The sequence below is a fragment of the Pantoea sp. ACRSC genome (assembly GCF_022346785.1).
Lineage (GTDB): Bacteria > Pseudomonadota > Gammaproteobacteria > Enterobacterales > Enterobacteriaceae > Pantoea > Pantoea alvi.
In genome coordinates this window covers 61,988-75,974 of record NZ_JAKRNN010000003.1, presented here as the reverse complement: position 1 = coordinate 75,974, position 13,987 = coordinate 61,988, and the positions used below count along the sequence as shown (strand labels likewise).

The following is a 13,987-nucleotide window of genomic DNA, read 5'->3' as shown; positions in this document are numbered from 1 at the left end:
TTTTTTCTCCTTACGCCAGACCGAGCAGCACTAACAGCAGGTCGATGGCCTTAATGCCTATAAAGGGCACCAGCAGCCCGCCCACGCCGTAGATCAGCAGGTTGCGGCGCAGCAGCGACGCCGCGCTCAGCGGCCGGTAGCTCACGCCCTTCAGCGCCAGCGGGATCAGAAAGACGATCACCAGCGCGTTAAAAATCACCGCCGAGAGAATGGCTGACGACGGCGAATGCAGATGCATCACGTTGAGCAGATTGAGCTGCGGATAGGTCGCCGCAAACGCCGCCGGAATAATGGCGAAATATTTGGCGACGTCGTTGGCGATACTGAAGGTGGTGAGCGAGCCGCGCGTCATCAGCATCTGCTTGCCGATATGCACCACTTCCAGCAGCTTGGTGGGGTTCGAGTCGAGATCCACCATGTTGCCCGCCTCTTTCGCCGCCTGGGTGCCGGAGTTCATCGCCACCGCCACGTCGGCCTGCGCCAGCGCCGGGGCGTCGTTGGTGCCGTCACCGGTCATCGCCACCAGCCGCCCTTCCGCCTGATACTGGCGGATCAGCGCCAGCTTCGCTTCCGGCGTCGCTTCCGAGAGGAAGTCGTCGACCCCCGCTTCCGCCGCGATCGCCGCCGCGGTCAGCGGGTTATCGCCGGTGATCATCACGGTTTTGATCCCCATTTTGCGCAGCTCGGCGAAACGCTCTTTGATGCCGCCTTTGACGATATCTTTCAGCGCCACCACGCCCAGCACCTTCGCCCCTTCCGACACCACCAGCGGCGTGCCGCCCGCGCGCGCCACCTCTTCCACCAGCGCGTTGACCTCCGCCGGGAAGCGGCCGCTGTTGGCTTCGATATGGCGCTTGACCGCGTCCACCGCCCCTTTGCGGATCAGCCGGTCCTGCACATTGACGCCGCTCATGCGCGTCTGCGCCGAGAAGGGGATAAAGCTCGCCCCCAGGCTGTTCAGGTCGCGCTCGCGCAGGTTGAAGCGCTGTTTCGCCAGCACCACGATACTGCGCCCCTCGGGCGTTTCATCCGCCAGCGAGGCGAGCTGCGCTGCATCGGCCAGCTGCTCTTCGCTGACGCCCGGCGCGGGCAGAAACTGCGTCGCCTGGCGGTTGCCGAGCGTAATGGTGCCGGTCTTGTCCAGCATCAGCACGTCGACGTCGCCCGCCGCCTCAACCGCGCGTCCGCTGGTGGCGATGACGTTGGCGCCCAGCATACGGCTCATGCCCGCCACGCCGATGGCGGACAGCAGGCCGCCGATAGTGGTGGGGATCAAACAGACCAGCAGCGCCACCAGCACCGTGACGCTGACCGGCGCGCCGCCCCATGCGGAGAAGGGCCAGAGGGTAACGGTCGCCAGCAGAAACACGATGGTCAGCGACACCAGCAGAATGGTCAGCGCGATCTCGTTAGGCGTTTTCCGCCGCTTCGCGCCCTCTACCATAGCGATCATGCGGTCGAGAAAGGTCTCGCCTGGGTTGACGCTGCACTGGATCACCAGCCAGTCGGAAAGGATGCGCGTGCCGCCGGTCACCGAGGCGAAGTCGCCGCCCGACTCGCGGATCACCGGCGCGGATTCGCCGGTGATGGCGCTCTCGTCGACCGAGGCGCCCCCCTCCAGCACTTCGCCGTCGCAGGGAATAATATCGCCCGCCTCCGCCAGCACAATGTCCCCCTTGCGCAGGCTGTCGGCCGAGACCTGCTGCCACTGGCCGCCGTGGCGCGGCTCAGACAGCTTTTTCGCAAAGCTGGTTTTCTTGACCCCTTTCAGGCTACTCGCCTGCGCCTTGCTGCGCCCTTCCGCCAGCGCTTCGGCGAAGTTGGCAAACAGCACGGTGAACCAGAGCCAGAGCGCAATAGCGCCGGTAAAGCTGGCGCGGCCGTCGAGCCAGCCCCCCGCCATGCCCAGCGCCAGCAGCGTGGTAAGCAGGCTGCCGAGCCAGACCACAAACATCACCGGATTGCGAAACTGCACGCGCGGATCCAGCTTTTTCAGCGCGTCGACCAGCGCGACGCGCATCAGTGCGCCGTTCAGCGCCTGTTGTTGACGACTCATGAGTGCGTACCCTGAAGAAGTTGCAGATGCTCAGCGACTGGGCCCAGCGCCAGAGCAGGAATAAAGGTCAGCGCGCCCACCAGCAGCACCGCGCCGATCAGCAGCGCGATAAACAGCGGGCCGTGCGTCGGCAGCGTGCCGTTGCCTACCGGCTGCGCTTTTTTCACCGCCATGCTGCCCGCCAGCGCCATCACCGGAATAATGATGCCGAAGCGGCCGACCAGCATGCAGAACGCCAGCAGCAGGTTCCAGAACGGCGTGTTGGCGCTCAGGCCCGCAAAGGCGCTGCCGTTGTTATTGGCGGCGGAAGAGACCGCGTAGAGCACTTCGCTAAAGCCGTGTATGCCCGGGTTCGCCATCCCTGCGCGGCCTGCGTCGGTCATCATCGCCAGCGCGGTGCCGAGCAGCACCAGCGTCGGCGTCACCAGAATCGCCAGCGCGGTCATCTTCATTTCGCGCACGTCGACCTTTTTGCCCAGATACTCCGGCGTGCGGCCGATCATCAGGCCCGCGATAAACACCGCCAGCACCACGAAGAGCAGCATGCCGTAAAGGCCCGCGCCGACGCCGCCAAACACCACTTCACCCAGCTGCATCAGCCACATTGGCACCATGCCGCCCAGCGCGGTAAAGGAGTCGTGCATCGCATTCACCGCGCCGCAGGAGGCGGCGGTGGTGATGACCGCGAACAGGCTGGAGTTGAGGATGCCAAAGCGCGTCTCTTTACCTTCCATATTCAGCGCGCTGTCCGCGCCGAGCGCCAGCAGGTGCGGGTTGCCGCGGGTTTCCGCCCACATCACCGCCACCACGGCCACTACAAACATCAGCGACATCGCCCAGAGCAGCATATGGCCCTGACGACGGTCGCGCACCGCATAGCCAAAGGCGAAGCAGAGTGCCGCCGGGATCAGGAAAATCGCCAGCATCTGCACAAAGTTGGTCAGCGCGTTGGGGTTTTCAAACGGATGGGCCGAGTTGGCGTTAAAGAAGCCGCCGCCGTTGGTGCCGAGCATCTTGATCGCCTCCTGCGACGCCACCGGCCCCATCGCCAGCGTCTGCTTCGCCCCTTCCAGCGTGGTGATGTCGTGGTACGGCAGGAAGTTCTGAACGCTGCCCTGGCTGACGAACAGTAGCGCCATCAGCAGGCTGATCGGCAGCAGCAGATAGAGCGTGATGCGCGTCAGATCGCGCCATGCGTTGCCGAGCGTATCGGTGGCGCGGCTGGCGAAGCCGCGGATCAGGGCGAACGCCACCGCGATGCCGGTCGCCGCCGACACGAAGTTCTGCACCGTCAGGCCGACCATCTGGCTAAAGTAGCTCAGGGTGCTCTCGCCGCTGTAGGACTGCCAGTTGGTATTAGTGACGAAGCTCACCGCGGTATTGAGCGCCAGATGCCAGCTCAGCGCAGGCAGCTGCTGCGGGTTAAGCGGCAGCCGGTCCTGCAGCAGCAGGATCGCCATCAGCACGACAAAACCGAGCAGGTTAAACAGCAGGATCGCCAGCAGATATTGTGTCCAGCGCATGGCAGGCGCCTGCGCGCCGAGCAGCCGCCAGAGCGGACGCTCAACGCCCGCCAGCACCGGCTTGTCAGCGATCAGCACCGCCAGCCCGCGGCCCAGCGGCTGCGCCAGCACCATCAGCACCAGCAAATAAACAGCAATCAGTAAAAACGCGTTGGCGGCCATTAAAACGCCTCCGCATTTAACAGGGCATAGATCAGGTAGCCCAGTAACAAAAACACCAGCACGATGCCGGTTATTACGCCCACGCTCACAGCGACCTCCAGAGGGATCAGGGTTTCCCAATAGCCTGCGCGCATCGGTATAAAGAAGCGGTTAAATTGCCTGTAGCGGGCGTAAAAAAGTTATAAAAATGGCGAATAAACAGGCGGATGAGCGGGGGGTGCTGCCTTTTTTAATTATAAAACCCGCTGGCGCAGCGTAACGGCTCTGCTGACGTTGTGAAGACGATTGATATTCATTATCATTTCGATTTCCTTGCGAAATAATTGTGATGCGTTCTCTTTTTTCTCTGCTGCTGTTGCTGCTGTGCAGCGGCGCCTGCTTCGCGAAATCCATTGTCGATATCACCGGCCAGCGCGTGACGCTGCCCGATCGTCCTCAGCGCATCATTCTGGGCGAAAGCCGCATGCTCTATACCCTGGCGCTGATCGTGCCCGGCAATCCGGCGGCGCGTATCGCAGGCTGGCCTGCGGATATGGCGAAGTACGACGCGCAAAGCTGGCGACAGTTCACCGCCGCGTTTCCGGCGATCAAAGCGGTGCCACAGCTGGGTAGCGGCGCGCTGCGTGATCTCAACCCCGAGCAGGTGCTGAAGCTCAGGCCCGATCTGATTATCCTGCCGCGCCTGGCGAAAAGCGGCGCGGAAGAGGCGCATTTCCGCCAGCTGATGCAGCAGGTCAATATTCCGGTGATTTATGTCGACCTGCGGGTCGATCTGCTCAACAACACGGTGCCGAGCCTGAAGATTCTGGGCGACGTGTTCGACCAGCCGCAGCGCGCGCAGGCCTTTATCGATTTCTATCAGCAGCATATGGATAAGGTGCGCGACCGGCTGGCGAGCTATCACGGCGCAAAAACCCGCGTAATGCTGCATCTGCACCTGGGCCGACGCGACACCTGCTGCACTACCGCGGTCAACGGCAATCTCGGGCAGCTGCTCGCCTTTGCGGGCGGCGACAATATCGCGGCGGGCGCGGTAAAAGGGGTGTTCGGCGAGATCAACCCTGAGCAGGCGCTGGCGCAGCCGCCGCAGGTCTATATCGCGACCGGCATGGCGGACGCGGACAACGACAAAACCCTTCAGCTCGGCCCGGCGATCGGCGCCGGCGAGGCGGCCGCCAGCCTGCAAAAGCTGCTGGCCGCGCAGCCGGTTCTCAGCCAGCTTGAGGCGGTAAAAAACCATCGCGCCTTCGGGCTGTGGCACAACTTCTACCTCAGCCCCTGGCATGTCGTGGCGGTAGAGTTTTTCGCCAGGGCGCTCTACCCGCAGCTGTTCGCCGACCTCGATCCGCAACGCACGCTTGAGCAACTTTATCAGCGCTTTCTGCCGCTGAATTTATCAGGGACCTTCTGGAGCCAGTTACCGCAATGAAACCGCTTTCTTCTCTTCTGCTGGGCGGCGCGCTGCTCTCCGGCAGCCTGCAGGCGCAGGAATCTACGCTGCTGGTGACGCAGGACGCCGAGCCGCAGGAGAATGGCTACCAGCCGCACAGCAGCGTGACCGCCACGCGCGCGCCGGCAAAGCTTATCGACACGCCGCAGAACGTTACGGTGGTGCAGCAGCAGGTGCTGCAGGACAGCGCCGCGCAGAACCTCGACGAGGCGGTGAAGTTCGTCAGCGGCATTACCCAGGCTAATACGCTGGGCGGCACGCAGGATGCGCTGATCAAGCGCGGCTTCGGCGATAACCGCGACGGCTCGATTCTGCGCGACGGCGTGCGTTCGATTCAGGCGCGCAACTTTACCCCCACCAGCGAACGCGTTGAGGTGCTGAAAGGCCCCTCCTCTATGCTCTACGGCATGAACGAGCCGGGCGGCCTGGTTAACGTCATTAGCAAGAAGCCGCTGCTGACGCCGCAGGTGCATCTGGAGGGCCGCAACAGCAGCTTTGGCGGCGGTGGCGGGCAGCTTGACGTGACCGGCCCGCTCGGCACCAGCGGCTTTGCGGGACGGCTTATTGTCGATCACGACGAAACTGACTACTGGCGCAATTTCGGCCGCACACGCCAGACGGTGATTGCGCCGTCGCTGATGTGGTTTGGCGAGAGCACCACCCTGCGCGTCGCCTGGGAACATATGGCGTATCTGGTGCCGTTCGATCGCGGCACGGTAATCGACCCGAAAACCGGCAAGCCGGTGAACACGCCGCGCGAAGAGCGCTTCGACGAGCGTTTTAACGCCACGCGCGGCGACCAGGATACCCTGACGCTGGCCGCCGATCGGATCCTGAACGACAGCTGGACGGCACATCTTAACTACAGCTTTACCCGCAACGCCTACAGCGACCATCAGGCGCGCGCCACCGCCTTTAACGCCGATACCGGCGTGCTGACGCGTCAGGCCGACGCCACCGCCGACGCCCAGAGCCGCTCACAGATGGTGCAGCTGACGCTGAACGGCGACGTCGACTGGGGCCGCGTCAGTCACCAGCTGCTGGCCGGATTCGACTACGAAGCTGACCGCACCTTCCGCGGCGATATGCTGCGCGGCAAAAAGAATAGCCGCTTCAATATCTGGCATCCGGTGTATGACGAGATGTCGTCGACCTCAACCGTGAGCGCTGCCGACAGCGATCAGCGCGAAAATATCGACAGCCGCGGCCTCTTTGTGCAGGACGCCATTCGCCTGACGCCGAACTGGATGCTGCTCGGCGGCCTGCGCTACGACAGCTTCGACGTGATGGCGGGCAAAGGTCGTCCGTTCGTCGCCCGCACCCGCAGCACCGACAGCCGGCTGGTGCCGCGCGCGGGCGTGGTTTACAACCTCAACGACTGGTCGAGCCTCTACGCCAGCTACACCGAATCCTTTAAGCCGAACGTCTCTATCGCCACCGAGATCGGCGCGCTGCCGCCGGAGCTGGGCAAAGCCTGGGAAGTAGGAGGTAAGATCGATCTGCCCAACGGCGTGACCGGCACGCTGGCGCTGTTTGATATCCAGAAACGCAACGTTATGGTTGATGAACTGGTGAATGGCGAGACCCTGACGCGCACCGCCGGAAAGGTGCGTTCGCAGGGCGTCGAGCTGGATCTGGCGGGCAAGCTGACCGACTCCCTCAGCCTGGTGGGCAGCTACGCCTGGACCGATGCGCGCGTCACCGCCGATCCGGCGAATAACGGCAACGCCATGAGCAATACCGCGCGCCATACCGCCGCGCTGTTTCTCACCAACGATTTTGGCACCACCGGCCTGCTGGCGGCGGACGATCTGCGCGCCGGCGTCGGCGCGCGCTACGTCGGTCGCCGTCCGGGCGATGCGGCCAACAGCTTTTATCTCGATGATTACACGGTGGCGGACGCCTTCGTTGCCTGGCAGATGCCGCTTAACCACTACCGCGTCAAGTGGCAGGTCAACGTTAACAATCTGTTTGATAAGACCTTTTATCCGTCCAGCGGCAATAACCTGCGCGTCGCCGTTGGCGAGCCGCGCGAGATCGTGCTGCGCGCCAGCGTCGATTTTTAACCCGCCAGCGCCCAGACGCGATTAAGATCGGCGTTTACCCACAGCGGACTCTCTTCTGCGCCGATAATGCTGTCGGTGCAGAAGCTGTCGCCGAGATCGATACGTTCCGGCCTGACTTCGCGCTGCGCATGCAGCGACCAGAAGGCGTGTACCACCGGCTTCAGCAGCGAGCGCTCCCCCGCTTTCACCACCAGCGCGACGCGTCCCGAGGCGAGCCTGACCAGCGAGCCGACCGGATAGATGCCGATGGCGCGCACGAAAATATGCAGGATCTGCTGGTCGAAGTGGCCGCGCCAGTTCAGCATATTGTGCATCGCTTCGGCGGGCGTCCAGCCTTTACGGTAGCTGCGCGTCGAGGTGAGCGCGTCATAGACGTCGCACACCGCGGCCATGCGCGAGTAGAGGGAGATCTCCTCGCCCTTTAGCCGGTGCGGGTAGCCGCTGCCGTCATACTTTTCATGATGATGCAGCGCGATATCCAGCAGATCCTCGTCGGCGCCCGCCTCCATCAGCATCTGCACGCCGGTCACCGGGTGCTGGCGCATAACCTCAAACTCTTCGTCGCTGAGCTTGCCGGGCTTATTGAGGATCTCCAGCGGCACCGCTGCTTTGCCGACGTCGTGCAGCAGCCCGCCCATGCCGACGCGCCGCACCTGCTGGTCGTCCAGCCCCAGCTGCTGCGCCAGCGTAATCATTAACCCGCAAACCGCCATAGAGTGCAGATAGGTATAATCGTCATGATTTTTAAGGCGCGCGACGCTCAGCAGCGCGGTCGGCTCGCGCCGGATTGAACCGGCGATTTCGTCTACCAGGTCGAGCGTGCCCGCCAGGTTGAGGCGGTGCCCAAGGCGCGCCTCGTTGAACATCGCCATGACCTGCGTCTTGCCCTGCTGGAAAATCTGCTGCGCCTGGTCCAGCTCCAGGAAAAAGGGGGTGCGCGCGACGGGCTGACTGGCCGCCGACGGCGCGGCGGGCGCTGGCACCGATCGATTCAGATCGATCCAGAGCCGCTGGATCCCTTCACTGCGCAGCATTGCGATCTGGCGCGGATCGGTCACCAGCATCTGATTACGAATACGTTTGTCTTTAATCCACCAGACCTCGAGCTTATGGATAAACATCCCTGGCCGCAGCTCGTCGACGGTGATTTGTTTTATCACGATATCTCTCCTAAGGATCGCTCCCGGTAGAGAGATATCGGCAGATGAGCAAATTTTCTTCAGTGGGGAATGAAGTGGTCGGCGCAGCGCTTTATATCGCCTTCACGCCCTGCGCCGCCTTTTGCGCCTCGCGCGCCGCTTCAGGCGTCGGCGTTTCGCCGACGCGCGCGATCGGCCCCATCACAAACAGGAACAGCAGCGCGGCGACCACGCAGTGCGCGCCGACGAACCCCAGCCCGATGCTGTAGCTGCCGGTCAGCCCGACAATCACGCCGAACAGCAGCGGCGTAACGAAGCCGGCGATATTACTGATGCCGTTGAATATGCCGCCTGCAAGGCCGACCGCCTCTTTCGGCGCGGTGTCGCTAATCACCGTCCAGGTGCCGGCACCCGCCGCCACCCCCTTGCCAAAGAAGGCGAAAGACATAATGGCGATAATGCCGAGGTTGCTCGGGATAACCGCGGCCATCACCAGCGACGCCGCCATTAGCATGCCGATAATAAACGGCGTTTTGCGCGCCCAGGAGAGGCTCCAGCCGCGTTTGATCAGCATATCGGAGATATAGCCGCCGCTGATGCCGCCGAGAAAGCCGAACAGCGCGGGCGCGATGGTGGCGAAACCGGCGTCCATAATATTCATGCCGCGCGCCTGTACCAGATAGATGGGGAACCAGGTAATAAAGAAGTAGCTAAGCGCGATGGTGCAGTACTGACCGAGATAGGCGCACCAGAGCATGCGGCTGGAGAGCAGGGTTTTGAACATTTTTTTGTTTAGCGCGGGCCGCGCCTTCAGAGTATGGGCCGCGTCGATATCCACCAGCGCCCCGCCCTCGACGATATAGTTAAGCTCGCTGGCGGAAACGCCGGGATGGTTGCGCGGCTCGCGCATATAGGCCGCCCAGACAAACACCGCCAGCACCCCGATGCCGCCCAGCACGAAGAAAGGCCACTCCCAGCCAAAGCGCGACACCAGCCAGCCGGAAAGCGGCGAGAAAATGGCCACGGCGAAGTATTGTGCCGTGCTAAACAGCGCAGAGGCGCGCCCGCGCTCTGCGCCGGGAAACCACATAATCACCACGCGCGCGTTGGCGGGAAAGGCGGGCGCTTCTATCAGCCCCAGCGCAAAGCGCAGCGTAAACATCAGCACCAGCGCGGCGGTGATGCCGCCCGCCAGTTCGCCGACAAAGCCCATCGCAATGGTGGAAAGCGACCAGAGCGCCAGCGTGATGCCGTACACTTTTTTCGCGCCAAAGCGATCGAGCAGCAGGCCGCCGGGGATCTGGCCGATCACATAGGCCCAGCTAAACGCGGAGAGGATCAGGCCAAGCTGGATCGCCGAGAGTCCAAATTCATCTTTGATCGCCGATCCTGAGATCGACAGGATCGAGCGGTCGGCGTAGGCCACCACTGACAGAAACAGGATCAGGCAAAGGATCCAGATACGTACGCGGGTGGGCCGCGCGGCAGCGTGCTCTTTTCTCATCAGGTGAATTCCTTAAAAAGGAGGCATTCCGCCCCGGAAAAAACGATCAGGCATACCGCGTTAAACGCCCTGTGGAGGAAATATAGGTAGCAGGCGAAGGGTTGGTCATTGGGCGAGTGGTGAAATCATGGGCGCTATCTGGCCCTGATTTTGGCAGCCTTCACAACGCAGCTTGCGGCGCCGCACATAAGCGGCAAAAACGGCGGCTGCCGCACGGGGAATGTGCGCCAGCTCCAGGAAATCATGGTGCGCTGCGCTATGAAGCGCAGCCGCATGCGCGCGCAGCTGAGCCGCGTCAGGGTTTCGCAGTTTACTGCCGCTTCCGCGCGGCAAAGGGTCTGGCACCCAGCTGGTTCTGGCTGCGCTGCGGCTGATGCTGTCGGAATTTACGCCGTTAGGGTAGAGGTCAAAGATGACCAGGCCACCGCTTTTTATCGAGAGGCGATGCGGTTTACTCCGCTCAACACAGAGGACGGGAAACTGACATGCTTTTTCCCCGTCGCCAGCAGCGCGCCGCTACTGTGAATAGTTTTCGCGCAGCATCGCCATCAGAACAATATCGTGATAGTCGCCGTCGCGCAGGCAGGCCTTGCGGCGCACGCCCTCCTGCTCAAAGCCGATGCGCTGATAGAGCCGCCGCGCGCGCGCATTATCGTGAAAAACCTCCAGCTCTACGCGCGTCGCGCCCAGCCAGTTAAAGGCGTAGTCCAGGCCATTTCGGATTAAACGTTCGCCGATGCCGCGTCCGCTGAAAGCGGGATCGACGCCGATGCCGAAGCTCAGTCCGTGACGGGTACGCGGCCGGTTTTCAATGAACAGCGTCATTTCGCCGACCATCTGTCCATCCAGCTCCGCAACAAAACCGATATAGCCCTCGCTATCCATACGTTCGAATTTTTTCTGCCATGTCGCCACGCTGGGAAAGGGCAGCTGGGTGGTCCAGCGATAGACCTCTGGGTGGCTGTAAAGACGCTGAAACCCAGCGGCATCGCTGGGTTCACGGCCGCGAATGATTAATTCCATATCGGTAATCCCTTATAAGTTGCACTAAGCTGTTTACTCTCCCCAGGCGTAAAGAGAGTCGTTATGTTGTATCGCCGTTTCGAACGTTTTATCAATATTTTCCAGGATGCTCCATCTGATTCGCCCCCGGGCCGCATCGGTGCCTTCTATTTTTACTACCTGCGTCAGGTGTGGCCAAGTTTCGCGGCGCTGCTGGTGGTCGGGCTGGGATCGGCGCTGATTGAGGTGGCCCTGTTTAGCTATCTCAGCCGCATTATCGACCTGGTCAACGCCTCGACGCCCGCCACGCTGTTCGCCGAGCACTGGCCTGTTCTGCTGTGGATGGCGTTTGTGGCGCTGATCCTGCGCCCGGTGTTTATCGCGCTGCACGATATGCTGGTGCATCAAAGCATTAACCCCGGCATGACCAGCATGATCCAGTGGCAGCAGCATAACTATGTGCTGCGCCAGAGCCTGAACTTCTTCCACAACGACTTTGCCGGACGTATCGCCCAGCGCATCACCCAGACCGGCAACGCGCTGCGCGACTCTGCGGTGCAGCTGGTGGACGCCATCTGGCATGTGCTGATCTATGCGATTACGTCGCTGGTGCTGTTTGCGGAAGCTGACTGGCGGCTGATGATCCCGCTGACGATCTGGATCGTCGCCTATATCGCCTCGCTGCGCTATTTCGTGCCGCGCGTTAAGGCGCGCTCCGTTGTGGCGTCGCAGGCGCGCTCAAAGCTGATGGGCACCATCGTCGACGGCTACACCAATATCGCCACGCTGAAACTCTTTGCGCACCACGATCTGGAAAAGCGCTACGCGCGCGAAGCGCTGCAGGAGCAGACCGATAAAAACTATCGTCTGAGCCGCATGGTCACCAGCATGGACGTGACGCTCTCTTCGCTTAACGGCCTGCTGATCGTCTCTACCTCCGGCCTGGCGCTCTGGCTGTGGAGCCAGTCGCTGATCAGCGTCGGCGCCATCGCGCTGGCGACCGGTCTGGTGGTGCGTCTGGTCAATATGTCCGGCTGGATTATGTGGGTGGTGAACGGCATTTTTGAGAATATTGGTACGGTGCAGGACGGCATCAACACCATCGCCCAGCCGCTCAGCGTGCAGGACGCGCCGCAGGCAAAAGTGCTGCAGGTGACGCGCGGCCAGATCCGCTATGAGGATATCCGCTTTGACTACGGCGGCGGCCATCAGGTGATTAACCGCCTTAACCTCAATATCAAACCCGGCGAGAAAATCGCGCTTATCGGCCCTTCCGGCGCGGGCAAGTCAACGCTGGTCAATCTGCTGCTGCGCCTCTACGACCTGAACGGCGGCCGTATCACCATCGACGATCAAAATATCGCCGAGGTGACGCAGGCGAGCCTGCGCGGCCAGATTGGCATGATCACCCAGGATACGTCGCTGCTGCACCGCTCAATCCGCGAAAACCTGCTCTATGGCCGCCCGGACGCCACCGAGGCGGAGCTGCAGACGGCGATTCGTCGCGCGCGCGCCGACGAGTTTATTCCGCGCCTTTCCGACGCCGAAGGGCGCACCGGACTGGACGCACACGTCGGCGAACGCGGCGTGAAGCTCTCCGGCGGCCAGCGTCAGCGCATCGCCATCGCCCGCGTGCTGCTGAAAGACGCGCCGATTCTTATTATGGATGAGGCGACCTCGGCGCTCGACTCCGAGGTCGAAGCGGCGATTCAGGAGAGCCTGGGCACGCTGATGGAGGGGAAAACGGTGATCGCTATCGCGCACCGCCTGTCGACCATCGCCAAAATGGATCGCCTGATCGTGCTGGATAAGGGCCATATTGTTGAGATGGGCAACCACAGCGAGCTGCTGGCGCACAACGGCCTCTATGCGCGGCTGTGGCGTCACCAGACCAGCGGCTTCGTCGGCGATCACTGATCGCCGCGGCGATACGGCAAGGCGTCGCGCGCCTCATCAGCCCACGTGCGCACGCCTTGTCGCTCTTCCTGAAGAAAATCGGCCACCGCATCGCGCAGGCCGGGATGCGCCAGATAGTGCCACGAGGTGGTAAGCTGCGGCTCAAAGCCGCGCACCAGCTTATGCTCCCCCTGCGCGCCGGCGTCGAACCGCTTCAGGCCGGCGGCGATGGCGTAGTCCATGCCCTGATAGAAACAGGTTTCGAAGTGCAGGCGATCGAACTCCGCCAGGCAGCCCCAGTAGCGGCCATATAGCGTCTCGCCATCCACCAGACAGAACGCCATCGCCGCCGGCTGCTGGTGCAGATGCGCGATCGCCACGCGAATGCTGTGCGGCATGCGCGCCGCCAGCAGGCTGAAAAAGTCGCGCGTCAGATAGGGCCGCTGGCCGCGCACCGCATAGGTGTTGGCGTAGCAGGTATAAACAAAGTCCCACTGATCCTCGCGCAGCTGGTCGCCGCGATACCAGTTAAATTCAAAGCCGCTCTGCGCCACCCGCTCGCGCTCTTTGCGCAGCTGTTTGCGCTTGCGCGACATCAGCGTGTCGAGGAAGTCCTGAAAGTCGCGGTAGCCGCGATTGTGCCAGTGATACTGACAGCCGAGGCGCATCAGCCAGTCTGGCTGCGGTTCAAGCAGCGCATCGCCGCGCGCGTCGGTGAAATTGATATGCGCACTGCTCAGTCCGTGCTGGTGCAGCGTCTCCGGCAGCGCGGCGAGCAGCTGCGTGGCGGCCTGCGCGTCGCCCAGCAGGCGCGCGCCGGTCACCGGGCTAAAGGGAATGGCCCCCAGCCATTTCGGATAGTAGCGAATGCCCGCGCGCTGGCAGGCGTCCGCCCAGGCGTGATCGAAGACATATTCGCCCCATGAGTTGCGCTTGCGGTAGCCGGGCAGCGCAGCGCGCAGCGCGCCTGCTTCCCGCCACAGCAGATGATCCGGCTGCCAGCCGCTTTCGGCGCGAACGCTGCCGCTCTCCTCCAGCGCCAGCAGAAAGGCGTGGCGTAAAAAGGGCTGATCGTCGGGCAGCAGCGCGTCCCATTCAGCGGCGTCAACATCCGCCAGCGAAGCAAGGTGAAGCAGAGACATGCGGAACTCCAGACCAAAACGGGCGAAAAGCTAGTCAAGCAGGTTTT

General features: G+C 62.4%; 10 protein-coding genes. 3 read left to right on the top strand and 7 right to left on the bottom strand.

The features are described 5' to 3' along the window. Window positions 1-10 precede the first annotated feature (10 nt). From kdpB to kdpF, 3 genes are read right to left on the bottom strand one after another with little or no spacing between them, the layout of a single operon-like run. Window positions 11-2,056, bottom strand: a complete 2,046-nt coding sequence (kdpB, locus tag MHZ97_RS05125; RefSeq protein WP_103796263.1) for a potassium-transporting ATPase subunit KdpB — start codon at window positions 2,054-2,056, stop codon at window positions 11-13. Next, window positions 2,053-3,741, bottom strand: a complete 1,689-nt coding sequence (gene kdpA / locus MHZ97_RS05120; RefSeq protein ID WP_103796262.1) for a potassium-transporting ATPase subunit KdpA — start codon at window positions 3,739-3,741, stop codon at window positions 2,053-2,055. Before kdpA ends, kdpB begins: the two co-directional genes overlap by 4 nt. Further along, window positions 3,741-3,830 carry a K(+)-transporting ATPase subunit F gene (gene kdpF / locus MHZ97_RS05115; RefSeq protein WP_033753373.1) on the bottom strand — a complete coding sequence of 30 codons (90 nt, stop codon included), beginning with the start codon at window positions 3,828-3,830 and terminating at the stop codon, window positions 3,741-3,743. The genes kdpA and kdpF overlap by 1 nt, the downstream gene beginning before the upstream one ends. Before the next feature lie 239 nt (window positions 3,831-4,069). On the opposite strand from kdpF, the gene MHZ97_RS05110 reads away from it, so the two are divergent. Together MHZ97_RS05110 and MHZ97_RS05105 are read left to right on the top strand one after the other, a co-directional pair. Beyond that, complete coding sequence (locus MHZ97_RS05110) at window positions 4,070-5,170, top strand: ABC transporter substrate-binding protein (RefSeq protein ID WP_239314722.1); 1,101 nt, start codon at window positions 4,070-4,072, stop codon at window positions 5,168-5,170. Beyond that, entirely contained in the window at window positions 5,167-7,257 is a 2,091-nt protein-coding gene (locus tag MHZ97_RS05105; RefSeq protein WP_239314687.1) for a TonB-dependent siderophore receptor, read from the top strand. The genes MHZ97_RS05110 and MHZ97_RS05105 overlap by 4 nt, the downstream gene beginning before the upstream one ends. Here the strand turns inward: MHZ97_RS05105 and MHZ97_RS05100 are convergent. The 3 genes from MHZ97_RS05100 to MHZ97_RS05090 form a co-directional block, all read right to left on the bottom strand. Continuing rightward, the gene (locus tag MHZ97_RS05100; RefSeq protein ID WP_239314688.1) at window positions 7,254-8,417 is read right to left on the bottom strand and encodes an HD-GYP domain-containing protein; all 1,164 of its coding nucleotides are present in this window, start codon (window positions 8,415-8,417) and stop codon (window positions 7,254-7,256) included. The two genes, MHZ97_RS05105 and MHZ97_RS05100, sit on opposite strands and share 4 nt — an antisense overlap. 91 nt (window positions 8,418-8,508) lie before the next feature. Then, window positions 8,509-9,900, bottom strand: coding sequence for an MFS transporter (locus MHZ97_RS05095; RefSeq protein WP_239314689.1), 1,392 nt, complete (start codon window positions 9,898-9,900; stop codon window positions 8,509-8,511). Window positions 9,901-10,416: 516 nt separating this feature from the next. Continuing rightward, a complete protein-coding gene (locus MHZ97_RS05090; RefSeq protein ID WP_239314690.1) occupies window positions 10,417-10,923 on the bottom strand; it encodes a GNAT family N-acetyltransferase in 507 nt (168 codons plus the stop codon). Window positions 10,924-10,986: 63 nt separating this feature from the next. On the opposite strand from MHZ97_RS05090, the gene MHZ97_RS05085 reads away from it, so the two are divergent. Further along, a complete protein-coding gene (locus MHZ97_RS05085) occupies window positions 10,987-12,819 on the top strand; it encodes an ABC transporter ATP-binding protein (protein ID WP_103796253.1) in 1,833 nt (610 codons plus the stop codon). Here the strand turns inward: MHZ97_RS05085 and MHZ97_RS05080 are convergent. Continuing rightward, window positions 12,813-13,940, bottom strand: a complete 1,128-nt coding sequence (locus MHZ97_RS05080) for a GNAT family N-acetyltransferase (RefSeq protein WP_239314691.1) — start codon at window positions 13,938-13,940, stop codon at window positions 12,813-12,815. The two genes, MHZ97_RS05085 and MHZ97_RS05080, sit on opposite strands and share 7 nt — an antisense overlap. Window positions 13,941-13,987 lie beyond the last annotated feature (47 nt).